Annotated in this window: 24 protein-coding genes; 11 read left to right on the forward strand and 13 right to left on the reverse strand. The window is 42.0% G+C overall.

What is annotated here, in order from left to right; all coding sequences use genetic code 11:
* The first annotated feature begins 22 nt into the window (after positions 1-22).
* Both AC0J5Y_RS07855 and putP read left to right on the forward strand, forming a co-directional pair.
* Complete coding sequence (locus tag AC0J5Y_RS07855; protein ID WP_020443718.1) at positions 23-895, forward strand: LysR family transcriptional regulator; 873 nt, start codon at positions 23-25, stop codon at positions 893-895.
* 536 nt (positions 896-1,431) lie between these two features.
* A complete protein-coding gene (putP, locus tag AC0J5Y_RS07860) occupies positions 1,432-2,931 on the forward strand; it encodes a sodium/proline symporter PutP (protein ID WP_475130193.1) in 1,500 nt (499 codons plus the stop codon).
* A gap of 413 nt (positions 2,932-3,344) precedes the next feature.
* Here the strand turns inward: putP and AC0J5Y_RS07865 are convergent, their stop codons facing one another.
* The 3 genes from AC0J5Y_RS07865 to AC0J5Y_RS07875 form a co-directional block, all read right to left on the reverse strand.
* Positions 3,345-4,616, reverse strand: coding sequence for an OmpP1/FadL family transporter (locus tag AC0J5Y_RS07865; RefSeq protein ID WP_475130194.1), 1,272 nt, complete (start codon positions 4,614-4,616; stop codon positions 3,345-3,347).
* 367 nt (positions 4,617-4,983) lie between these two features.
* Positions 4,984-6,189 carry an OmpP1/FadL family transporter gene (locus AC0J5Y_RS07870; RefSeq protein WP_475130195.1) on the reverse strand — a complete coding sequence of 402 codons (1,206 nt, stop codon included), beginning with the start codon at positions 6,187-6,189 and terminating at the stop codon, positions 4,984-4,986.
* 221 nt (positions 6,190-6,410) lie between these two features.
* Positions 6,411-6,692: a SlyX family protein gene (locus tag AC0J5Y_RS07875; RefSeq protein WP_475130196.1), complete on the reverse strand. Its 282-nt coding sequence runs from the start codon at positions 6,690-6,692 to the stop codon at positions 6,411-6,413.
* A 198-nt stretch (positions 6,693-6,890) separates the two neighbouring features.
* Between AC0J5Y_RS07875 and AC0J5Y_RS07880 the strand changes: the two genes are divergently transcribed.
* From AC0J5Y_RS07880 to AC0J5Y_RS07895, 4 genes are all read left to right on the forward strand, one after another.
* Positions 6,891-8,837 carry an ATP-binding cassette domain-containing protein gene (locus tag AC0J5Y_RS07880; RefSeq protein WP_475130197.1) on the forward strand — a complete coding sequence of 649 codons (1,947 nt, stop codon included), beginning with the start codon at positions 6,891-6,893 and terminating at the stop codon, positions 8,835-8,837.
* A 431-nt stretch (positions 8,838-9,268) separates the two neighbouring features.
* Entirely contained in the window at positions 9,269-9,853 is a 585-nt protein-coding gene (petA, locus tag AC0J5Y_RS07885) for a ubiquinol-cytochrome c reductase iron-sulfur subunit (protein ID WP_475130198.1), read from the forward strand.
* Positions 9,854-9,875: 22 nt separating this feature from the next.
* The gene (locus AC0J5Y_RS07890; protein ID WP_475132126.1) at positions 9,876-11,081 is read left to right on the forward strand and encodes a cytochrome b; all 1,206 of its coding nucleotides are present in this window, start codon (positions 9,876-9,878) and stop codon (positions 11,079-11,081) included.
* The gene (locus tag AC0J5Y_RS07895; protein ID WP_475130199.1) at positions 11,081-11,797 is read left to right on the forward strand and encodes a cytochrome c1; all 717 of its coding nucleotides are present in this window, start codon (positions 11,081-11,083) and stop codon (positions 11,795-11,797) included. Before AC0J5Y_RS07890 ends, AC0J5Y_RS07895 begins: the two co-directional genes overlap by 1 nt.
* Positions 11,798-12,162: 365 nt before the next feature.
* On the opposite strand, the gene AC0J5Y_RS07900 is transcribed toward AC0J5Y_RS07895, so the two are convergent.
* The 8 genes from AC0J5Y_RS07900 to AC0J5Y_RS07935 all read right to left on the reverse strand — a co-directional run bounded on the left by AC0J5Y_RS07900 (position 12,163) and on the right by AC0J5Y_RS07935 (position 16,792).
* Positions 12,163-12,381, reverse strand: a complete 219-nt coding sequence (locus AC0J5Y_RS07900) for a hypothetical protein (protein WP_475130200.1) — start codon at positions 12,379-12,381, stop codon at positions 12,163-12,165.
* Positions 12,362-12,613 carry a hypothetical protein gene (locus tag AC0J5Y_RS07905; protein WP_475130201.1) on the reverse strand — a complete coding sequence of 84 codons (252 nt, stop codon included), beginning with the start codon at positions 12,611-12,613 and terminating at the stop codon, positions 12,362-12,364. Before AC0J5Y_RS07905 ends, AC0J5Y_RS07900 begins: the two co-directional genes overlap by 20 nt.
* Positions 12,614-12,616: 3 nt before the next feature.
* A complete protein-coding gene (locus AC0J5Y_RS07910) occupies positions 12,617-12,871 on the reverse strand; it encodes a hypothetical protein (protein ID WP_475130202.1) in 255 nt (84 codons plus the stop codon).
* 77 nt (positions 12,872-12,948) lie between these two features.
* On the reverse strand, positions 12,949-13,368 hold the full coding sequence (locus tag AC0J5Y_RS07915; RefSeq protein WP_475130203.1) for a hypothetical protein: 420 nt from the start codon (positions 13,366-13,368) through the stop codon (positions 12,949-12,951).
* A gap of 355 nt (positions 13,369-13,723) precedes the next feature.
* The gene (locus tag AC0J5Y_RS07920) at positions 13,724-15,844 is read right to left on the reverse strand and encodes a DUF3987 domain-containing protein (RefSeq protein WP_475130204.1); all 2,121 of its coding nucleotides are present in this window, start codon (positions 15,842-15,844) and stop codon (positions 13,724-13,726) included.
* On the reverse strand, positions 15,837-16,037 hold the full coding sequence (locus tag AC0J5Y_RS07925; protein ID WP_475130205.1) for a hypothetical protein: 201 nt from the start codon (positions 16,035-16,037) through the stop codon (positions 15,837-15,839). Before AC0J5Y_RS07925 ends, AC0J5Y_RS07920 begins: the two co-directional genes overlap by 8 nt.
* A 261-nt stretch (positions 16,038-16,298) precedes the next feature.
* Positions 16,299-16,559 (reverse strand): hypothetical protein, encoded by a 261-nt coding sequence (locus AC0J5Y_RS07930; RefSeq protein ID WP_475130206.1) that lies wholly within the window; start codon positions 16,557-16,559, stop codon positions 16,299-16,301.
* Positions 16,556-16,792 carry a helix-turn-helix domain-containing protein gene (locus AC0J5Y_RS07935; RefSeq protein ID WP_475130207.1) on the reverse strand — a complete coding sequence of 79 codons (237 nt, stop codon included), beginning with the start codon at positions 16,790-16,792 and terminating at the stop codon, positions 16,556-16,558. The genes AC0J5Y_RS07930 and AC0J5Y_RS07935 overlap by 4 nt, the downstream gene beginning before the upstream one ends.
* A 137-nt stretch (positions 16,793-16,929) precedes the next feature.
* Between AC0J5Y_RS07935 and AC0J5Y_RS07940 the strand changes: the two genes are divergently transcribed.
* From AC0J5Y_RS07940 to tnpC, 3 genes are all read left to right on the forward strand, one after another.
* Positions 16,930-17,328 carry a transposase gene (locus AC0J5Y_RS07940; RefSeq protein ID WP_475130208.1) on the forward strand — a complete coding sequence of 133 codons (399 nt, stop codon included), beginning with the start codon at positions 16,930-16,932 and terminating at the stop codon, positions 17,326-17,328.
* Positions 17,325-17,669, forward strand: a complete 345-nt coding sequence (tnpB, locus tag AC0J5Y_RS07945) for an IS66 family insertion sequence element accessory protein TnpB (protein WP_475130209.1) — start codon at positions 17,325-17,327, stop codon at positions 17,667-17,669. The genes AC0J5Y_RS07940 and tnpB overlap by 4 nt, the downstream gene beginning before the upstream one ends.
* A 111-nt stretch (positions 17,670-17,780) precedes the next feature.
* The gene (tnpC, locus tag AC0J5Y_RS07950; protein ID WP_475132127.1) at positions 17,781-19,469 is read left to right on the forward strand and encodes an IS66 family transposase; all 1,689 of its coding nucleotides are present in this window, start codon (positions 17,781-17,783) and stop codon (positions 19,467-19,469) included.
* Between the two features lie 354 nt (positions 19,470-19,823).
* On the opposite strand, the gene AC0J5Y_RS07955 is transcribed toward tnpC, so the two are convergent.
* Both AC0J5Y_RS07955 and AC0J5Y_RS07960 read right to left on the reverse strand, forming a co-directional pair.
* Positions 19,824-20,621, reverse strand: coding sequence for a hypothetical protein (locus AC0J5Y_RS07955; protein WP_475130210.1), 798 nt, complete (start codon positions 20,619-20,621; stop codon positions 19,824-19,826).
* Positions 20,622-20,749: 128 nt separating this feature from the next.
* Positions 20,750-22,078 (reverse strand): tyrosine-type recombinase/integrase, encoded by a 1,329-nt coding sequence (locus AC0J5Y_RS07960; RefSeq protein WP_475130211.1) that lies wholly within the window; start codon positions 22,076-22,078, stop codon positions 20,750-20,752.
* A gap of 359 nt (positions 22,079-22,437) precedes the next feature.
* Here AC0J5Y_RS07960 and AC0J5Y_RS07965 point away from each other — a divergent pair, with 359 nt between their 5' ends.
* Positions 22,438-23,052, forward strand: coding sequence for a glutathione S-transferase N-terminal domain-containing protein (locus AC0J5Y_RS07965; RefSeq protein ID WP_475130212.1), 615 nt, complete (start codon positions 22,438-22,440; stop codon positions 23,050-23,052).
* A 126-nt stretch (positions 23,053-23,178) separates the two neighbouring features.
* A complete protein-coding gene (locus tag AC0J5Y_RS07970; RefSeq protein ID WP_475130213.1) occupies positions 23,179-23,622 on the forward strand; it encodes a ClpXP protease specificity-enhancing factor in 444 nt (147 codons plus the stop codon).
* The last annotated feature ends 13 nt before the right edge of the window (positions 23,623-23,635 follow it).

Here is a 23,635-nt window from a genome sequence, read left to right on the forward strand (position 1 = left end):
TTATGTAGCTAAGGACATCGGTGTGAATACCACAAATTTGACGACATTCGTGACTGTGATGAATACAGGTAGTATTTCGGGTGCAGCAGAAAAGCTGTTTATCACTCAGCCTGCGGTTAGTAAACGCATCAAAAACTTAGAAGATGAGTTTAATATCACATTATTTGATACGGTGGGTCGCGGTATTGTCCCAACTCAAGCAGCCAGTGAGATGTTACCTCATGCCAAACGATGGCTTGAAGACTACGAAAACTTTAAAATCAATCTGCAGCACTCTAAGCATATTGTATCCGGCAAACTTGTCATTGGTACTAGCCATCATATAGGCTTACACCACCTCGCCCCTGTTCTTAAGCATTTTATCCAAGCCTATCCTGCCGTACAGCTAGAGGTACATTTTGTCGATTCAGAAACCGCACATAAGGCGGTACTTGATGGTGACCTATCTCTAGCCTTTTTGACCCTACCACCTGTTTATGATAAGCGTTTGACCTATCATACCCTATGGTCGGATCCCCTTTACTTTATGACTGGTACCTTATCACCTTTGGCTAGTAAATCTAATGTGACACTAGAGCAATTGGCACGTTACCCTGCTATCTTGCCATCGGCCAATACCTTTACCAGTCAAATTACCTTGGCTGAATTTGCCAAACACAATCTAAAGCCTTATGCCACTATGAGCACCAACCCACTTGAATCTATTCGGATGCTGGTGTCTGTAGGACTTGGTTGGTCAGTATTGCCGCAAACGATGATTAGCCAAGACTTAGAGCGTATTGATATGGCAGATAATATCGAATTACAGCGTCATCTAGGCGTGGTAATCAACCCAAAACTGACCCAATCAAACAGTGTGACTGCACTATTAGATTTACTAGCCCCCATTGAATAAGCTGCTATTGAATAAGAGCTTACTCAATAAAAACCCCTTATCTACTATGGTTGTATAGCTAAGATAAAATAACTTTCTAAAATATTACTTGCTAAAAAATACTGAGTTAGCATTTATACCGCTCATACGTTATAATGCCTCTTACGTTTTTTATAACATAATTTTACCCAACTGGCACTGATAATCATATATTGAAAATTTCTAGTAATATATGATAGTAAACAGTAGGTTTAATGGTTTTAAATGATTGGTTATATAAGCGATTAATATTTGGCAAGTGGTAAAGAGATGTTGGCATTGAATATAGCAACACAAAAGTATATTTGCCCTCTTCTATACAACATTGTTTGATAAGTATTGGTCCTACAACAGCATCAATCATATAAAACTAACAGAAGATATTGAATAAAAGCCATTATGTCCTACTTAATGGCTTTTTTTGTCTTTAGATATTGTTTCTAAACATCGTCTTGCAAGACTTAATTTTTCTCGTTAAAAATAATGACGGCCAACAACGTTGGTTAAGGACTATTTATATGAACGGAGTTTCTAGTGGCGTACTGATATCACTTGGCGCCTATTTCTTAGTGATGATCGGGATTGGGGTTTATGCTTATTTTAAGCAAGCCAATGATACCGAAGGATATATGCTTGGTGGTCGTAGTCTCGGTCCTGCGGTAACCGCATTATCCGCTGGCGCATCAGACATGTCCGGCTGGCTATTACTTGGTTTACCGGGTTATATGTATGCCGATGGCGTTGTGAGTATCTGGATTGCCCTCGGTTTGACATTGGGTGCATTTTTAAACTATATCATTGTGGCACCGCGCTTACGTGTTTACACTGAGATTGCAGATAATGCCATCACATTACCTGACTACTTTGCAAATCGATTTGAAGATAAGTCGCATATGCTGCGTGTTATCTCAGCAGTTGTAATTATTTTATTCTTTACTGTTTATACAGCCGCTAGCTTAGTTGGTGGTGGTAAACTGTTTGAAAGCTCACTCAACTTATCTTATACCACAGGTTTGTGGGTGACTGCTGGTGTGGTTGTCGCCTATACTCTATTTGGCGGCTTTTTAGCAGTGTCAATGACTGACTTTGTACAGGGTGTCATCATGCTATTTGCTATGGTGATCGTACCTGTTGTCGCTTTTACGGACTTGGGTGGCATTTCAGCCACTACTGAAGCAGTTCGCAACATCGATCCAAACCTACTTAATGTCACCAGTGGTATGACGATCCTTGGCATTGTCTCATTAATGGCATGGGGTTTGGGTTACTTTGGTCAGCCGCATATTATCGTGCGCTTTATGGCTATCCGTTCAGTTAAAGATATACCAACGGCACGTAACATTGGTATGAGCTGGATGATTGTGAGTTTAGTTGGTGCATTGATGACTGGTTTTGCAGGTCGCGCTTATGTACAAAAAACAGCGATGACTTTAGAAGATCCTGAAACTATCTTCTTAGTATTTACACAATTCTTATTCACACCACTGGTTTCTGGTTTTTTGTTAGCTGCTATTTTAGCCGCGATCATGAGTACGATCTCATCACAGCTATTGGTCGTATCAAGCTCACTAACCAAAGATGTGTATAAGCTGTTTTTTGATAGAGATGCACCAGAAGCCCGCCAAGTAATGGTCGGTCGTCTTTCAGTTATCGTAGTCGCCATCGTTGCTATTTTGCTGGCTTCTAATCCTGAAAGCTCTGTATTAAGTTTGGTCTCTAACGCTTGGGCAGGATTTGGCGCCGCATTTGGACCGTTGGTTATTTTCAGTCTTATCTGGCGCGGTATGAACCGAAACGGTGCGGTTGCCGGTATGGTCGTTGGTGCATTAACTGTCATATTATGGATCTATGGTCCTTTCCAGATGAATGGTATGGCACTAAATAGCTGGTTATACGCTATCGTTCCAGGCTTTATCTTAAGTACTATTGCCATCTTTGCTGTAAGTATGATGACAGGTGGTCCAAAAGCCTCAGTCTCAGCGAAGTTTAAAGAAATGGAAATGAACTTAAATCAATAAGCACTTTGTTATTACTGTTTTAAATATAAAAGCCTCGCTACTCTAACAGTAGTGAGGCTTTTTATTGGCTGATTACATATCATTAGATTTTTTCAATGCTATAGTCGGTGAAAAGTAATATCGATACAACACGTACTGCTGGTGTAAATTTTTCTTGCTTGCTGTGCATACGCAGACAGAGGCTACAAAAAATTTACACCAGCAATACTGTAACGACTTTAAAGTATTTCAACTATAGCTCGCGTTAAATCTCATTGTGTCATCAATTAACGTAATAAAAAAATGAGCGCAATCATCTCTCTACTTCTATCAATCTGGCAGTTATCATCCATTCATTTTAGAGTAGACACATAAAAAAGCGACCCATCATGGATCGCTTTTTTACTTATACTGTGGTTATCTAAAATAAAGTGTTACTTTCCTTGATAAGAAAGCTTCATACCAAGAATGTAACCATCATTATCCTGGAAATCGCTAACGATCTGTCCTGTTGGTATTTGACCTTTGGCATCACCAAACCATAGGTATTTACCACCGGCTGATACTGCCCATTCAGGTGTCACATTGTATTTAGCGCCCAGTCCAACACTATAATAGCCATCAATAGGACCTAATGACGTCGTTGGGTCACCTGCACCACTGTCCCAACCAACTGTTCCACTGATTGCAAGTGCCGGTGCTACACGCTTTGCAAGACCAAGCTCTACTTGCCACTGGTCATCTTCATACTCGACAAGATCCAGACCAGGACGTGTGCCACCGACCGTACTCACTTCAGTATAGAGTGGTGGTGTAAGTGTAAAGTCACTCCACGGTACCCAGCGCACTTTTGCTGTAGCCAAGGTAGTAGGGTTAATACCTGTTTGGAAGTCAAAATTGATTGATTCAGGTGTATTAATCTCAATTTCACCATTTCGACTGACCGGAGAGCCTACAATAAATGCATTAGGATAGCTTTCAGATATATCAGCTTTGTGCTCAATCTCAGAGCGATAAGTCAAGGCAGCTTTTAGAGCGATTTCTGGCTTACTATAGGCAACACCAGCAATATAACCATAATCTTGATCTGGGTTAATATTTGAGGTATAGCCATTAGCAAGACTGTAAGCTTCACCGCGTAGCTTAACATCAGCCTCTACGCGTTGTGCTACTGGGCCACCATATATTTGGAAGTTTTTATTGGCACCTAACTTCGCACCAAGGATAGCAGTAATATTATTACTACGAACTTCTACATTAGTACCTTCACCTGATCTAGGACTAGTAGGATCTAAAACACTACCAGTACCAGTACCTGCCGGTCTATTGTCTACAAAATCATTATTACCACTATATTTAGCTGCTGCACCGAATGGCTCATCATATAAAACACCGATACTAAAAGTGTCATTAATATCTGCTTTTACACCATAACGGAAAAAATCATAAGACTCAGCAATATCACCTGTGTTTACACCACGAACATATTCTCTATTATCTCTACCAGGTGGAGGTGTATCCGCATTATCAAAGCCACTAACGTCTGCGTCGATATAGGTATAAACCGCTTCAGCATAAGTGCCATCTTGTAAGAATGCTGTGATATCTTGACCTGAGCGATCAAGACCTGCAGCGTTAGACATACTGGCTATAGAAAGAGTAGCTATCGCTACAGCAAGAGTTTTTAAATGAAAAGTAGCGCGCATTGGGTATCTCCAAACATCCTAGTTGTTAAATCATCTTCATAACTCATATTCAGCATTGTTGCTTAAAATATAAACTTATGTAAACGACGTCCTGAATGAATAGTAATCACTTTTTGACACTAAAACAACACTTAAAACACTTTATTTCTTAATAATGACTGTTCAGTACATTTATCTAGACCTAACGCTGACGAACAGAAATACAAAACAAAAATTCATAAAGTAAGTCATAAATTGTAATTTTAGCAAACTTAAATCTCACAATTAGCAATTCTAAATTTTTAATTTAATACATAAAAAAACGACCCCTTAAGGATCGCTTTTAAAATTGTTAAAATAGTATTATTTAGAGTAAAGGCATGAGCGTTTAATTAAATTTTTGCTTGGCTTGATAAGATAATTTTACACCAAGAGCAAAGCCATCATTGTCTTCAAAATTACTGACAACAGTCTTACTAGGTATCTGACCTTGGGCATCACCAAACCACAGGTATTTACCACCAGCAGAAAGTGCCCAGTTGTCAGTTAAGTTATATTTTGCGCCAAGACCGGCACTGTAATAACCTTCGATAGGACCTAGTGACGTAACGGGATTGCCAGCACCACTGTCCCAGCCAACCGTACCTGTCACCGCTAGTACTGGTGTTAGACGTTTAGCAAGACCTAATTCAACATGCCACTGGTCTTTATCATAGCTAACCAAATCTAAACCTTCAGGAGGAATACCAGGCTGACCTGCTAATTTTTGGCTAGTCTCATTGTATAATGATGGTGTAATCGCAAAATCACTCCATGGTACCCAGCGTACTTTTGCTGTAGCTATCATCGTAGGATTAATACCCGTTTGGAAATCAAAATTCACTGATTCAGGGGTAGTGATCCCAATATTATCGATTCTATTTGGCGAAAGACCAACTCTCTGAGCGAAAGGATAGATTTCTGCAGCCTGTGTATTATGCTCAATTTCTGAACGATACGTTAATGCCGCTTGTAGGGCAATTTCAGGTTTACTATATGAAGCACCTACTAACCAACCATAGTCCTGATCAGCACTGATATTGGTAGTATAACCATTAGCGATACTATAAGCAGTTCCACGCAATTTCACATTGGCTTTCACACGTTGAGCTACTGGACCACCATATATCTGGAAGTTCTTATTTTCGCCAAGTTTTGCGCCAACGATGCCAGTGATGCTTTCAGTACGAACTTCAACATTGGTACCTTCACCCTTTGCATCAACAAAATCGTTCTTACCACTATAGTCAGCCGCTGCACCAAAAGGCTCGTCATATAAAACACCAACACTAAAAGTGTCATTGATATCGGCTTTTACACCATAACGAAAGAAGTCATAAGATTCAGCAATATCATCAATCTTATTACCTGAAGAATCTTTACCAGTGACATTGCCATCAATATAGGTATAAACCGCTTCAGCATATACACCATCCTGCAAAAACGCCGTGATATCTTGACCTGAACGATCAAGACCTGCCGCGCTTGCAACGCTAGCAACAGAAAAAGCAGCGATAGCTACTGTAAGAGTTTTAAGATTAAAATTTGCGCCCATTGTGTATCTCCAAACATCCACGTTGTTTACCGCTATCCCGAACTTTGTTAGGTAGACGGCACATAAGGGAAAGGATACTAATGTTTTTAGTACACTAAAACAACATTATTTCTCTAATATGACTGGATAGTCACTGCAAGGTAGTTTTATTTGAAAATACACATATAAATTCATTCAAAATAATTCAGTTTAGTCGCTGTTTATGTATGGCCATATTATGGTTAATAATGAGGTGGTCTGTCTGCCATGACGTCAAAAGGTGCCACGCCTGCATCGCTATCTTGGCTTTCAACTTGTTTATAAATAAATTGTAATTGTCGTTGTAGCGTTTGGATATGTTTGTCTTGACGAGTAATGACATCGTCAAGGCGTTCTACGGTCAGCTCAAGATGAGACATACTCATCTGCAGTTCAACCAACTGTAATTGTAAATCAGCTTGTGTGGCTAAGCTGTCGATTTGCGGATTGGATACACTGTTATTTTTTGGATTTGCTTCATTCATATTTTTCTCAGTACTAGATGCTACGGCTAACGGTGGCTAACGCCTTGATAAGATGTTTACATTGCTTGACAAATTAATCGTCATAAAATCGTGCTGATAAATCTATCTACGCACGCTACAGTTACGTGGCAGCATGTTATACTGCTGCAAATTTTGCAACAACCCCTACCTCACTATTATATAAGCTTAAGATACTCTATGGCACTGATACATTTAAAAGATATTCACTTAGCCTTTGGCGTCGCTCCTGTCCTTGATGGTATTGACTTTGCTATCGATTCAGGCGAGCGCGTGTGTTTAATTGGTCGCAATGGCGAAGGCAAATCCACCTTATTTAAACTGATTAATGGCACATTGTTGCCTGATAGCGGCGAAGTTATTATTAATAATAGTGTACGCGTCGCTATGCTCGAGCAGGATGTACCTGAAACCAGCGGAAGAATTTTAGATATCGTTATGGGTGGCAGCAAACGCACTGCCGAGCTACTGATTAACTATAATGCGCAAACTGATTTATGTGCCAATGGTGACATGGATGCCTGCGAGCGTATGGCAGATTTGCAGCATGATATCGATGCGGTACATGGTTGGGATTTAGAGCGCGAAGCAACACGTCTTATCACGACGATGGGTCTTGATCCAGATGATGACTTATCGTCACTATCTGGTGGTCGTAAGCGCCGTGTTTTATTAGCACGCTCGTTAGTGACTAAACCTGATGTACTGCTTCTCGATGAACCGACCAACCATTTGGATGTTGATAGCATTGAGTGGCTTGAGCGCTTTTTATTAGACTGGCAAGGTCTGACATTATTGTTCGTTACCCATGATAGAGCGTTCGTTAATAAATTATCGACTCGTATCATTGAGCTTGACCGTGGTCAATTGACCAGCTATGACGTCACTCAAGGTGAAGGTGGCTATGCACGCTACCAAGAGCTAAAAGAGCTACAGTTACTAGCTGAAGAGAAGAATAATGCCAACTTTGATAAAAAATTGGCCCAAGAAGAAGTATGGATTCGCCAAGGTATCAAAGCACGCCGTACCCGTAACGAAGGCCGCGTTCGTGAGCTAAAAGCGTTGCGTGAAGAACGTAGTGACCGCCGTGAGCAAGTCGGTAATGTAAATATTACCATGGGTCAAGGCGAGAAGAGCGGCAAGCTGGTCTGCAAAGTCAAAAACCTACATCTACAATATGATGACCATGTCTTGGTCGACAATTTTAGCACTACCATCATGCGCGGTGACAAAATCGGTATCGTCGGTCCGAATGGCGCAGGCAAAACCACGCTTATTAAAGCCCTGCTCGATATGTCAGACGATGATGTGATCAAAACAGGCAGCGTTGAATTAGGTACTAACTTAAAAATTGCTTTCTTTGATCAGCTGCGTGATCAGTTAGACTTGGAAGCCAGTGTGGCGCAAAACGTCTCAGAAGGCTCTGACTTCGTCGAAGTCGGCGGTCGTAAGACGCACATTATGAGCTATCTACAAGATTTCTTATTTGCTCCAGAGCGTGCCCGTACGCCCGTCAAAGCCTTATCAGGTGGTGAGCGTAATCGTGTTCTACTTGCCAAGCAACTCTTAAAACCTGCAAATATCCTCGTACTCGATGAGCCAACCAACGACTTGGACATGGCGACACTTGAGCTACTAGAAGAATCAGTCGCAAGCTTTGGTGGCACGATTTTGCTCATTAGCCATGATCGCTCATTTATGGACAATGTCGTCACTTCCACTTGGGTATTTGATACTGATGAAGATGGTAAAGGGACGGTCAGCGAGTATGTCGGCGGCTATCAGGAATATTTGGTACAAAAGAATCGCGAAGAAGCTGTTAAAGCAGCTAAATCTTCTAGTAGTCATACCACTACCAACAGCAAATCTGTTAATAAATCAGCGGCAGTAGCGAAACCTAATGCTGCTACTAAAAAGCTCAACTTTAACGACCAGCGTGAGCTTGATGCGTTGCCGAAAGAGATTGCTGCTTTAGAAGCGGAACAAATGCAGCTAGAAGAAAAGTTAGCCGACGGCACTTGGTTTAATCAAGACTTTGATGCCGCAACGGCTGCTAGTGAGAGACTGCTTGCCATTGAAGATGAGATGATGATCAAGCTTGAACGCTGGAATACGCTTGAGAGTTAATCTAAGCCTTTACGCACGCAATTATCATCATTTCATAATATAAAGTGGTGATAATCGCGTCACAGCGACTTACAAAGTAGTGATGTGCTGAAAGTTAGTGAACATTGTCGTAATTTCAAGTATCATTCGCTATTGCCGAATACCCTTATCATTTATAAGGTCATTACTCATAACATTTTTGTTGAGATAAAGCCGGTGTTAAACAATGATAATCAAGATGTTAGGTCTTGATTGTCTTGTTTAACGTTGTAGCGTGCCCTATCGAGGTTGCTTTATTTTTAACACAATAATTTATTTTATGACCAAAATAGCTTAGAATAGCAACAATTAGCAAAATTAGGCACAGCTAACGTGGCTTGATAATTGTTTCTATTCTAAGTCACAAACCCAGTGTGGGATAATCCCATTTCATTCACCTGGAGGAAGTATTAATGAGCCATGCCGAAGGCGTTAACGTACAACGCCGTAGAGTTCTGATTGCCTCGACTGCCGTAATTGGTGCAGCTGGGGTAGCTGCCGTGGCAACACCTTTTGTCCGCTCTTGGACCCCAAGTGCTAAAGCTGAAGCTGCTGGTGCGGCAGTGACCCAAGATATTAGTTCTATCGAAGCAGGACAAATGATTGTTGTCAAATATCGTGGCAAACCCATCTTTGTGGTTAAGCGCACTGAAGAGATGCTGACCATGCTTGATTCAGTGCAGCCATTATTGTCTGACCCTGATTCTGATGCCTCTTTGCAACCTGAGTACTGTAAAAATCCTGAACGCTCTATCTCGCCAGAAGTATTGGTGGTAGAAGGCGTCTGTACGCATTTAGGCTGTGCACCAAACTACCGTCCTGATGTTGGCGCAGCGGATTTAGGTGGTAATGACTGGTATGGTGGATTTTTCTGCCCCTGTCATGGCTCTAAATATGATTTAGCGGGTCGCGTTTATAGTGGCGTACCTGCACCGCTTAACTTACCTATCCCAGAGTACGGCATGGATGGTACCATCTTGACGATTGGGGAGGCTTAATATGAGCATGGGTAAAAAGTTAATGCATTGGGTGGACGCGCGCTTTCCTGCGACCGAAACCTATGAATATCATATGTCAAAGTACTATGCACCAAAGAACTTCAACTTTTGGTACTTCTTTGGCGTGCTATCTATGGTCGTACTGGTCAATCAGTTAGTTACTGGTATTTGGCTGACGATGATGTATAACCCAAGTGCCGAAGGAGCATTTGCCTCTGTTGAATATATCATGCGTGATGTTAAGGGTGGCTGGCTCATCCGTTATATGCACTCGACCGGCGCGTCAGCGTTCTTCGTAGTGGTATATCTGCATATGTTCAGAGCCTTGCTATATGGTTCATACCAAAAACCGCGTGAGCTGATTTGGCTTATAGGTATGGGTATTTACTTAGCATTGATGGCAGAAGGTTTCTTCGGTTACCTACTTCCTTGGGGCAACATGTCGTTCTGGGGTGCTCAGGTTATTCTAAACTTACCTGCGGCTCTACCTGTCATTGGTGATGGTCTTGCTGAGTGGGTTCGTGGTGATTATATTATTTCAGGTATCACCTTAAACCGCTTCTTTGCCTTGCATGTAGTTGCGATTCCGCTCGTGCTTGTGGGCTTGGTCTTTATGCATTTAGTGGCTCTGCATCATGTGGGTTCTAATAACCCTGATGGTATTGACATTAAGAAGCTAAAAGATAAAAACGGCGTGCCATTAGATGGTATTGAATTCCATCCGTACTACACCGTACACGATATGGTTGGTATTGTTGTCTTCTTTATCTTATTCTTTGCTGTGGTGTTCTTCTTCCCAGAAGGCGGCGGCTTCTTCCTTGAGCCACCAAACTTTGAGACTGCCAACTCACTGAAAACACCAGCGCATATTGCACCAGTATGGTACTACACGCCTTTCTATGCCATCTTACGTGCTGTTCCTGATAAGCTTGGTGGTGTGATTGCGATGGGTGCTGCTATTGCCGTATTGTTCTTAATACCTTGGCTTGATAGATCGCCAGTACGCTCGATACGTTATAAGGGCATCTTGTCTAAGATTGCGCTGACTATCTTTGCGATTAGCTTTCTGGTACTAGGCTACTTAGGTGCGACACCTGCAACGCCAACAGCGACTATCATGTCACGTATATTTACTGTTCTATATTTCTTGTTCTTCTTATTGATGCCGTTCTACACTGCTATCGAGAAGTGTAAACAGCCACCAGAACGCGTTACCGGAGGTCACTGATGAGCACGCTAATTAAATCCCTAGCTGGTCTAGGCTTAGGCGCGGCATTAACCTTGACTGCTGGTAGCGCACTGGCAGCAGGCGGCGGTGAATGCGGCACGTTTGTCAATACTAAAGGTGTTGAAGAACATTTAGCTTGTAGCACAGCCCCTATTGATTTTACCAATAAAGGCTCATTACAAAACGGTGCCAAACTGTTTATGAACTACTGCGCTGGGTGTCACTCAGCACAGTACGTTCGCCATTCGCGCATTGCTAAAGACTTAGAGATACCACCTGAGCTAGTCGAAAAGTATCTGATGGTGACCACCGATCAAATCGGTGATCATATCAATGCTGAGATTGATCCTGAAGTACAAGCATCATGGTTTGGCGCAGCGCCACCGGACTTGTCTCTTGAGACACGTCTGCGCGGTGATGACTGGGTATACACCTACTTGCTGTCGTTTTATGAAGATCCAAGCCGTCCTTGGGGTGCTAATAACTTAGTGCTTGCCAATGCTGCTATGCCTCACGTCTTGCACAATATGCAAGAAGAGCTCAGCCAAGAAGAGTTCGAGTCTGAAGTGGGTGACTTGGTAAACTTCATGGCGTGGATGGCAGAACCTGTTCGTCACGACCGTCAAGTGATTGGCTTCTTTGTGATTTTATTCTTGTTAGTGTTACTGATTCCAGTGTACTTATTGAACAAAGAGTTCTGGAAAGATATCAAATAAGCGATATTGATAATCGAGCAAGATGTTGGTATAAAAAGAGCATTACTCCGGTAGTGCTTTTTTAATACCTTAAGTAACTGATTTATATAATAATAAACATATCTATTTGTTATTTGGTAGCCGTTTTGGTAGCCAGTAGCTTTAAATTTTGGCTATTGGTAGCCGTTAATTATTTTATTTCATGTACGGTTTTGTCAGGTTCTAATGTGTCCAACAACCTACCTTGTACTTGTTAAGAAACTACCTTTAACCTGCTTTAACCTATTTTGGAAATGCTTTTTATTTTGTGCGTGTGAACAGTGGCGCTCTTATGTGGTTTGCCTTTTAAATCTCGATTTATAGCCCCCCTCTAACGTGTCCGAAAACTAACACACCCTGTCAGGATTGCGAGCATCAACGCCTTGAATAATAAAAGTCACTGGCTGCAATTCAACATCATCATGAATAACGCCCTTATCTAGCCCTAGCAGCTTTGCTTTGCTCATTGTCGCTGCAACCATAGCAGATGCCTGTCCGTTAGCCTTAGCGGTCAATCTAGCATCATCTAATTCAGTCATCAGGTCATCAATACTCATTTTTAACATGGTTTATCCTTTGAGGTAGCAACTGGTCATCGTTTGCCAATTCGTTCATCAGCTCGCTAATGGTCTGCACAGCATCGGCATTTACGTCTTTTAACTGTGGTCTGTCCATTCCTAGCAGCTTTGCTGTCGTAACTGTCGCTTGTATCATTGCAGACGGTTTGCGTTCCTCTATCGCCATTTGCCGTGCCTGTTCTAACTGATCGAGTAAGTCATCAAGGGTTAATCTGCTCATGGTTCAATACTCCTCATCTAATCGCTTACTGATTGCCAATGCTGCCTCAGGTGTTAGCTCAGAAATGCGTCCGTAAAAATGCCCTAGTCCTGATTTAATATTACTGTTTGGCGTTACGTCCCTCATGTTATCCATGCCTAGTAACTTGGCTTGACTCATGGTGGCTGTGACTATGGCGTTTGGGTTGCGGTCATCAATGGCTATCTTTTTGGCTGTCTGCAGATCTGCTATCAAGTCGTTTAAATCAGGTATTTTCATTGCTTAACCTCAACTGGTGCAATTCAATTTATCAAGGGTTGATTGCCAAACTTGAGCACTTAGCCTGTCATGCTCATTTACCAACCTATCAAACGTCTTTGAGTGCATGTAGCGAGGCTTTGCACCGATACCATGATAACGCCTTGCTGCCAACCTAAACGCGCTCTAATCGCTGCTATGCGACTGAATACACGGTCAATGGGTTGCTGCAACTGACTGCCATAATTTGCACCTATGCAATGTCTGCACACATACAAGCCAGCACAATATAAGGTCGATGTCCTATGATGACAGTTAGGACATAACCACCAGTAACGATGACCGCCATAATTGCATGATGTTTTTGTTAGCTGAATAGAGTATTGATAGGGTTTGCTTCGATGGGTGTAGCTGACTTCGATATTTTTAGCGTTACCTTGTCTTAGCTGCTCACGATAGCGTGAGATAGGTAACTTTAAGTAGTCGCTTAGACTGTGAGTAGTGGCAAGTGCTGGCATGTTATCTAAATCATTAAGCAATTTTGTTATATTATAACACTTATCTGCTTTTAACCTTAGCATTACTTAACAGCTTAGGTGCGTTTAACCATGCCGTAAAATAGCCATTGCTATAACTCCTCATGTCACCAGTGGGGAAAATGGGGAAAGTAGGAAAGTAAGCTCTTAAAGTATTGATATATATACCCTATAACGTTTTCCCCTTTTGAAAACAAAAAGGCAAGGAAGGAAAGTTAGCAGTCTTTAAACCGTTCACTTTCCCCACTTGCCTAATGGGTTAAAATATAGGAAAGCTGGCTAAGGTAGGAATAACAAGCCCTATAACGTTTGTTTTCCCACTTTCCTAGTTTTCCCCTTACTTAGCCTCTAATAACTCAGGTCTTATCTGTATGGTTCTAGCCCTGCCATTGGTTATGATCTTAATATAACCCTCGCTTTCTAATACCTCAGCTATCAACTCAAAGTTCTGTTTTTGCCGTAAATGCTTAGGCGTAACTTTGCTTTGAGCCATTGAGTAAGCTAGCTCTTTAATTGATCGCTTATTACAGTAATTCACTAGCCAGCTTATTAACTTTTGAGCATCATTATCACCAGCTTGGGGCTTGTCTGTGTATCTCATACGCTCGCTTATAGAGTAGTCAGTTAATTTTGATGCTCTATGTATGTCATCAGCGGTTATAACACGTCTACCATCAAAGTAAGCGAGTATTGAGGCTATACGGCTGGCATTTTCATGTAAGCGTCTGGCATAGCTGGCGTATTTTTCTAGCTGACCACCTTTGCATAACTGGCTTTCTTTTTCTGTTTGATAATTGGCTAATGCCTTTCTAGCCTGCCTATCCTTAAAGGGCATATTAAAGCGGAGAATATTGCCCTCGTTATCTTTATTTACACTATCAGCGATAGGATCAAGTAAGGCTTTCAATCGCTGCCAATAAGCCTGCAATCTTGGGTCATAGTCTGGCTTAGCGTCTAGCCTTTCATCAGTGTTATAGACTATTTGACCGTTCATGTTGTCAGGAAAGGCAAACAAAAAGCGCGGTAACAATCCTTGACCATTCATAGCCTCATCATTTAACGCTGGGGCGATTACTGGCGGTTGTCCTTGCAAGTCTAAGGTAAACCTAACGCCATTCATGCTATTTTGCTCTATGGTGTCATAACGAGGCGATAGCAGCCTATCAAACGAGCCGTCACTCCATATATCACATAGCTGGCTTATATTACTTTTTGCCGTATCACTGGTTAAACTATGACCGCTTAGGAATAATGCAGCCTCAGCGGTTGACCATGCTATATCAGTGGTATTACCGATCAGCATATTGTCTAAAAAACCTTGAATAGTGCCTGATTTAACTAAAAGTATGGATTGCCTAGGCTTGGGGTTTTCAAGTAACCATAATTCTAAGTCTTTTTTAGGCATGCTGGCTTTTTGTGCTAACCATTCATCTAGCAATAACCTATATTCCTTGCGCTTGTCGTTTTGGTAACTGAATAGCTCTTTATGGGTAAAGCCTACCGTTCTACTTTTACCGCTGCCACTGTCGCCCTCAGTGAGTAAAAACAGCGATACTGGCATAAACTTATCACCTAAAGCATAAGGCGCGTTTATGTATTGCTGAATGGTAGTCGCTAAAGCCCCTAGCATGCATTGCCCTGCCATTGCTGGCTGTATTTGCGCGTGATAGGTAATTGCCGTTAAAGCATCTCTTAATATTTCGCCCTCATTCCCCCATGCATCTAGTGGGTAAGCTGTCGCTTTACTATCTTGGTCTGCAATATCGCCTAGCTTTCCCCATGCCTCAGCTAGTAAGTCTTTTACAATGGTATCAGGCTCATTCAAAACATCATCAAGCGTCTGGTAGTTATCAAACGATAGCAGCAAGTCAAAAGTAGTTATTATGGCTTTGACGTTTACCCCTAGCAGTGGCTTTGTGATCTCATCTTTTTTATCTATAGTAGCAGTAACAATAACTTGCTTAACCTCAGCAAAATGCTTCACCATATTATTAAAATGAAAGGGATTAACACTGACTAAGATAGTCACGTTTAGCCCTTGGCTTATCAGCTGTCTATATAGCTCTATACCCTCAGTAAGGCTCTTTACTGCATACCAAACGCTATCTAGGTTAAGACTGCCAATAATAAAGGCGCTGGGCGTGTTTGGGTCGGTTACTTCTATGGGTTCATCGCTGTTAGGGGTGTAAATGCCTATATTGGCTGGCTGGTGCAAGTTGTCACTTAGTATAAAAGCCACCTTGCCAGCGGTATTAATAATGTCGCTTTTACTATCGCCATTTTGAATAGTAAAGGTATCGCCAAACTGTCTTAACTTATTGCCCTGTCCTAGTTCTATCAGGCTGTTTGTTATCTCATCATCTGCTATAATTTCGATTGTAGTTTGCTTTGTTGAGCCTAGTAAAGCGTTAAGCCCCTTGTCATCAGCTTGGGGCTTTGTTTTGTCTGCATTATTCATCATTGCCCCCTTGCTGCTCATTATTGTCATCGGTTATCTGTATGGTGCAAGCTAGCGGTGACAGTAATAAACCGATCACTATTACCCATGCCATAAACTTGACGAAGTTTGCTAATAGCTTGCGCTTGCCTGCTTGTGACCTTATAGCTGGCATGTGATCGGCTTTTAGATTGGTTTTATTATCGTTGGTCATTTCTTACGTCCTCCACGTTAAAGGCTATTTCTGCTATGCGTGTAGATAGCTCTCTTAGTGAGTCCACTTGTCTGTTGCCTGTAGGTAATGCACAGCGTAAAGCTAGTAGTTTGTTTTCTACTTTTACTACCTCTATCAGGCTATTAATGGCAGTCACATTGGCGTGTAAGGTAATGATGAGCTGATCTATAAAGTCATCAGTTATCAGTTATCATGCCTTTGTCTTTTAGCCTGTCCATTACTTCATTTATAAAATTATCATCACTCATAGCGCGTTACCTCCATTTCAGGCATAGATAGAACACTATCCATCTGTTCGCTGGCATCGGTGGCAAACAATGAGTCCCTAAACAATGCAGCAATAACGGCTTGAATAACGCCATTAGAAACGGGGTCGTTTGTTTGTACGGCTTGCAGTGCCATAGCGTAATGTTCAGTATCAATTGCCAATAAGATCAGCTGCTCGTTGATATGCTCGAGCGTGTCCGCTATCTGCAATAACCTGTCGTTTGATTGGCTCATGATTGCACCTCATTAGCTAGATTATCGGCATCAATCCAATACTCATGCCAGTGCTTGCCGTCTTTATCTACTCGCTTACGCTGTATGGTTAAGCCTGTATTTTCTAACTGATTAATGCGAGTGGGTAGCGTGGCTATTCTATAAAGTTCGATAGCTTGCCAGCGTGTGATTGATTGACCAGTCAAAAGATGGTCTTTGATGATTTGGTTTTGGCTGCGCTTTGACTTATCCATGACTAAGCCCCCTCATTAGTAGCGTTTAGATAGTCCACAATGTCGCTACCTTTGAAGGTAAGCATCCGACCATCCCATCTTTTCCTCACATAAAAAATGCGAGATAGTGTCCACGATCAATAATCGTGGACCCTAACATGACAACACACATACCTAATAAGCCCAAACGTAGAACTTACAGTCCTGAGTTTAAAGAATTTTTGGTACAAGAAGCCGAAAGTTCAGGGCACTCAATTGCCAGTATCGCTCGAGACCATGGCATCAACCAGAATCTTCTCCATAACTGGAAACGTCAGCATCAAAGCAAAAAGATTCAGATTAGCAAATTACCTGTCACCACCAAGAGCGCTGCTGAAGCAAACCCGCACTTCATCCCAATAACGATTGAACCTAAAGCAATCAATCTCTTCCCATCACCATCCGTGATACAAAACATCAAACTGCAAATCTCAACGCAGAGATCCGGGCCAATAAGCCTCACTATTGCCCAAATTGATCCCCAAAGTTTGATTGACTTACTACGAGGATTGCAATGATACCCATCAATCACATCTGGCTATCCACCGCGCCCATGGACATGCGATGTGGCAGTGGCAAACTACTGGCCCACATCATCACACAGCACCAGGGCATCCGCCCTAACTGTGCTTACCTGTTCTATAACAAAACAGGCACACGGCTCAAGGTCTTAGTTCATGACGGACTTGGGGTTTGGCTCTGCAGCCGTCAGCTAGACGACAGCAAATTTCATGGCTTAACCAAACCACTCACCACTACTCAAACCGGCATCAGTATCAACCGTGAGCAATTTAATGCCTTAGTCAGCGGACTGCCCTGGCGTAACATGGGTAAAGATCAATTGACCCCCATTCTATAAATACCCGATGACAGACAAATAAAACTCTGGCAACATAGCACCATGACTGTTGCCAACCCATCCAACTTAACCCAAGACCCTATTTACGCCGAGCTACTGGTGAAAATCAGCATGCTTGAACAGCACAACCAACATCTACAACAACAGCTTGTTCAAACAAACACCCTTCACAATCAACTACAGCAGATACTCACGCATACCCAAGAGAAAAACCATACGCTGTATCTAAAAGTACTTGAACTCATCGAAAAACAAAAGCGGCTCATCCATCAGCTGTATGGACAAAAGAGCGAAGGCTTAAGTGCCAAACAAACCCACTTAAATCAAGAAGCTGCGCAAGAAGATTTATCTGCGCTAGAACAAATCCGAGATGACTACCACAACGACTTAAGCCAAGAGGAGCTTGCCAAGCTACCTGCCGTCGAACCCATAGAGACAGAAACACTCATCGGCGAGAGCGAACTTGAACCAAACACACAAACCGCTGACGAGGCGCTACAGGCAGCCACTGTCAAAGCCAAGAAACCAAAGCGTCCTAAATACACCGTTATTCCTAACAACCTTGAGATTAAAACCCTGGTTCACGAGCCGGTAACCACCATCTGTGACTGCGGCTGTCAAATGAAGCAGATTGGGGGAGACAAACAGGACAAACTTGGACTCATCCCCAAGCAGTTCTATATTGAGCGACACCTCTATCCAAAATGGGTATGCCGTGAGTGTGACATCATTCATCAAGCTTTAGTACTCAAGCAAATCATTAACAAGAGCATCGCCACCCCTGAACTGCTTGCTCACATCCTCATAAGTAAGTATGCAGACCATCAGCCCCTATATCGGCAGAATCTTATCTATTTGCGAAGTGGGGTAAATATCCCCGATGCGACGATGGCAGATTGGGTAGGACGCTGCGGCGTCGCCCTTGAGCCTTTAGTCAATCGCTTGCATGCGCTGTTACTGTCCGAGCCTATCTTACATGCCGATGAAACGCCGGTGTCTATCATGAAAAACCCTGTGACAGCCGGCAGTAAATCATTAAAGAAAGGCTATGTTTGGGCGTATCTCACCCCACAGCACAGTGCATTAAAAGCGGTGGTGTATGACTTTGCCCAGAGCCGTCGTAATGAGCACCCTAAAGCCTTTTTAGACAAATGGCACGGTAAGCTGATTTGCGATGATTACAGTGGATATAAGTTTTTATTTCATCAAGGCGTGACTGAAATCGGTTGTATGGCCCATGCACGGCGTAAGTTTCATGAACTGCATGTCACTGGACAAAGTATTATTAGCATTGACTCATTAGCCTTGTTCCAGCAGTTGTATGCAGTTGAACGTGAGATTGATGAGCGATTTGAAAAAAACACATCCCCAATGCCAAGAGATCCCCAGACAGTCCGGCAAATCAGGCAGGATAGAGCAAAACCGATTGCTGATAAGCTGCACCAATGGTTACAAGAAAAAAGACAGTTAACCACTAAGAATGCCAGTATTACTAAGGCGATTGATTATTGCTTGAAACGTTGGCAGGCGCTGACTCAGTATTTGGACGATGGGAGGTTGCCGATTGATAATAATTGGGCAGAGAATCAGATGCGTCCGTGGGCGCTTGGGCGTAAAAACTGGTTGTTTGCAGGTTCGCTGCGAAGTGGGCAGCGTGCTGCGAATATTATGTCGGTTATCCAGTCGGTACGCTTAAATGGCTTAGATGTATATGCCTATTTGACAGACGTGCTAAGACGCTTGCCTACTCAAGACGATGTGGATGTGTTGTTACCTCATCGCTGGGTGCCTCCGCAATAGGGGGATGGTCGGATGCTTACCTTTGAAGTAGTAAACGCCATTGATAGATAACGGCTTTGTGATCTTGTCCGTTTTAATCCATCGTTTAATCGTTTCGGGGTGCTTGTGGAATACATCGGCTATCTGCTTAACCTGATAAAGCTCTTTAGGGTTCGCTAATAGGTAAGCTAGGTTTAGCTTGCTGGTGGGTGCTGCGTGGGTAGTGTTAGGCATTGCCTTAACTCCTTAACGGTTATGGATTGAAATCGTTAAGGACATGCTATTGTAGGTAGGCGTTGTAAGGAATATTTATGCGTGTATAGCGCATGGTATGCCTGCATAGCGTGTTGTATGCCTGCATACCACAGTATGATGTTATGAAAAATCGCCTTTACGGGCTTCGCTTAACCATCGTTTGATAGTGTCATAAGACGGCTTTTTATCTGTTTCAATATGCTGTTTGATATATTCGGCTGTTTCAGCAAACGTAGTAAAGTTCTGTTGATCCATGATCTGTAGATATTGTTTCTTTTTTTCAGGTCTAGTTTGGTTATGCTTTGACCATCGTTTATCAGCTGCTTTTTTACCCATAGTTGATGCTACTGTTTCCATATAACTTACGTCATCAAAACTAGAATTAGTTAATGCGCCTCCATATATTAGGATTGCCAATTCATGATGTTTACAAGATACATGATAAAAGCCAAGATCATAGGCTAAATAAGATAAGCATCTATATAAAATTATTTTTAGTATTTCAGTTAGATTGCAATTTAATAACCTCTTCTTTTCTTCTATTACATACCTATCTAATATCTCATTCACTAAATCGTTATCATCTGCATACAATACAAAATTACGCGCTATATTTTTAAAGGCAGACATTACAAAAACATTCAAACTACATTCACAATCATAATCACAGCCACAATCAGGGTCGCCACTAAAATCATTATCTTTTTTATAATCTAACTCGGATTGTCGTACATAACTATTTACGTATGACTCTATATGCTCTAAAAAAGATAAGTTATTTTTAGACTGAATTTCGCTGCAATCTATGTCATGCAAAATTGCGTTTGCAATGAAGTCATTACAGGGTGTTGATAAGTTAATCTCAAAAGCCGTATTCAATAATTTATACTGACGCGCCTCATTTTCTTTATCACACATAATCATGCCTTACTTGTTATTCATACCTTAGTTAAAAATAGGTGCAAGGCATGCCAGCCTAAGGCATGAAATGGCTGGCGTTCGGGTAATTAGTCCTAGCCTTGCATGGTCATTGTAGCAGTAGTGTTTTATCCCTGCTTTTGTACTTTTTGTTTAAAATCTGCATGAATGACATTATCAAACTTGCCAGCTTTTATATCGTCTAGGTAGTTCGCCCAGTCGTTCATCATTTCGGCTCTTTGCTCTAAGCCTGTCATGCGATTGTATGCCGTGCCATAAGCGTTAAGCATGCGGTGACCTAGTGCCAGTTCGGTTATCAGTTCGTCATAGCCTAAACGCTCCATCAGCATAGTCTTAGCTGCACTTCTAAAGCCGTGAGGGCTATGTATATCCTTATAGCCTTGTCCGTTATTCATTAAATCACTGTTTAATACTTTGTTTACTTCTTGCGTATGGTGGTAAGGCGCTTTTATACGTCTAGAGTTATGGAATACATACTCACTATCCCCTGTTAAGGGTTGCATCTGCTCTAATATTGCTATGGCTTGAGGTGCTAGTGGTATCACTAGACTGGCTACCATATCGCCCCTGTTACCTGATTTTTGTGGCTTAAACTGCCATTGCTTTTTGAGCCAATTAATATCAGTCCATCGCATCGCGCATAGGTCGCCTACTCGAGTAAAGGTTAAAGCCAATAGCTGTAAGATACGCTTGTTGTATAGCTGACTTGCATCGTCTAGCTGGTCAATGTCATTTAGCAGTTTGGCAAAGGCGGTCACATCATTACTTAATGCTGGGCGGTGCTTAGGCTTATGCGCTTTGAGCGTTCCAACTAAGTCACTGGCGGGGTTATATTCGATCACCATATGAGCCTTAGCAATCTGTAAGATACTCTTTAATAACGTTCTTACTCTCAATCCTTTATAGGTGTTGGTTTTTTGAATGTTATTAATAAACTTGATAACTAGACTGGGGGTTATGTCTGTTACTTTCATACGCCCTAACTGGTTTTCAATCGGTCTTACTAGCTCCTCAAGATTTTTAATAGTGCGTTTATTTAGGTCTTTGCTGGCTTGAATATCGCGCCATTCGTTGATGAAATAGTTTAAGGTGTTTTGGCGGTCGGTTATCTGCTTTTGTTTTTCACTTTCTCTATGCTCTATTGGGTCTATATCTTTAGCTAGCAACTGCATGTTATCGCTGTGATATTGTCTAGCATCAGCAAGACTTAATGCTGGGTATTGTCCTAGCGTCATGTAAGGGCGTTTGCCTGTAATGGAGTGGGTGTAGCGGTGTCTAAAGTCGGCGGTAGCGTCTGCACCTTCTTTATGCGGTCTTATGCGCACCTCTAAGCCTTTATAACCTGCTATTGGGTAACTGACTGCCTTGTCAGCTTGCACGGCTTCTTTGATTGCCCGTTTGATCTGGGTATCGGTGCTAACCTCCTTTCTAACCATTTTCCTATCCCTTGATTTGGTAGCCATTCTGGTAGCCACTTTGGTAGCCATTTAGAATGTTTTATATTATAGAATAATGTTGTACGTTGTAGTACATCATATATCTAAAAACGCTATACATCAATGAAATAAAGGATTTTAGGGAAAATTTTGTTGTCTATCGTTTTATCAAGTTAAACCATGCATTATGAAAATAGCATTACTCCGGTAGTGCTTTTTTATGCTTTAAACATTTATATATCAGCCGCAAAAGAAAGCTAAGCGCCAAATTTTTAAGGGGCAGTGTTTACGTACACCGCCTTGATAAACACAGCAACATTGTTTACGATGGCAGGCTTTACTATTAACATTAGGCTTTCATGATTGATGCGAATGACATTCCAAGTAGTCAACTAATTTTATACGCTGATGACGGCTACGACAGTCATGTGGTGCGCCTATTGCTTGAAGAAAAGAAACTCGCTTATTATTTATCACGTTTGCATTCTGAGCGTCCTGAGGATTTAACTGAGTTAAACCCCTATCATACCCTGCCTGTCCTACAGCAGCGTGAGATTGCGCTTTATGAGATAAACGTCATCTTCGAGTACCTTGAAGAGCGTTATCATGCCAATAAGCTCTTGCCTGAAACGCCACAAGAGCGGGCACAATTTCGCCAGTTAGCATGGCGTATTCAGCGCGATTGGCTCTCACTCGGTAAGCGATTGCTTATGCATCCAGACAGCTTCAATAAAGCCCAAGCAGTTATGGCTAAAAAACAGCTGAGCGATTCTCTCATCACTATATCACCATTATTTGCGCATAAGTCTTACTTTATGGCAGATGAGTTTGGCTGGTGTGATGTGCTGCTAGCACCTTTATTATGGCGCTTGGAAGAGATGGACATTGAACTACCACACGCTATCAGTCGCCCTCTGTTTGACTATCAAAAACGGGTCTTTGAGCGAGATAGCTTTCAAAAAAGCGTGCGTTAATTAGACAACAGTCAAATGCTGCCTTAAAATAACAAATAATGAAGCGCAAATGAATTTCTGTAAATAATCTTTTGCCGCTGATACCTTTTAACACTTACTTAATATCGTCAATATAGGAAGCCAAAGATGAGCGAAGAAACCACATCTATTACTCCAACACGTCCTTATATGGTACGTGCCTTGTACCAATGGATAGAAGACAATGCACTAACGCCGTATCTGATGGTCGATGCAACCGCCGATAATGTTCAAATTCCAAAAGAGCATGTGCAAGATGGTCGTATCGTACTCAATATTGCTAGCCGTGCCACTGGTAATATGAGTATGGAGAATGACTACATTCATTTTAGTGCGCGATTTGGCGGTGTATCACAAGAGATCTGGGTACCGCTTACAGCAGTGCTAGGTATTTATGCAAAAGAGAACTCTCAAGGGATGTTTTTCGATCCCAATGAATATGACAATTATGTGCCTGAAGACGATGCCGTTGCGAGTAGCAGCTCTAAAACAAACGTAACAGCCCCTAAGCCCAAACGTGATAATAAAGCCGGTTTAAAAGTATTAAAATAACAAAATATATCGC

The sequence above is a fragment of the Psychrobacter sp. TS_SC_6 genome, assembly GCF_056156305.1.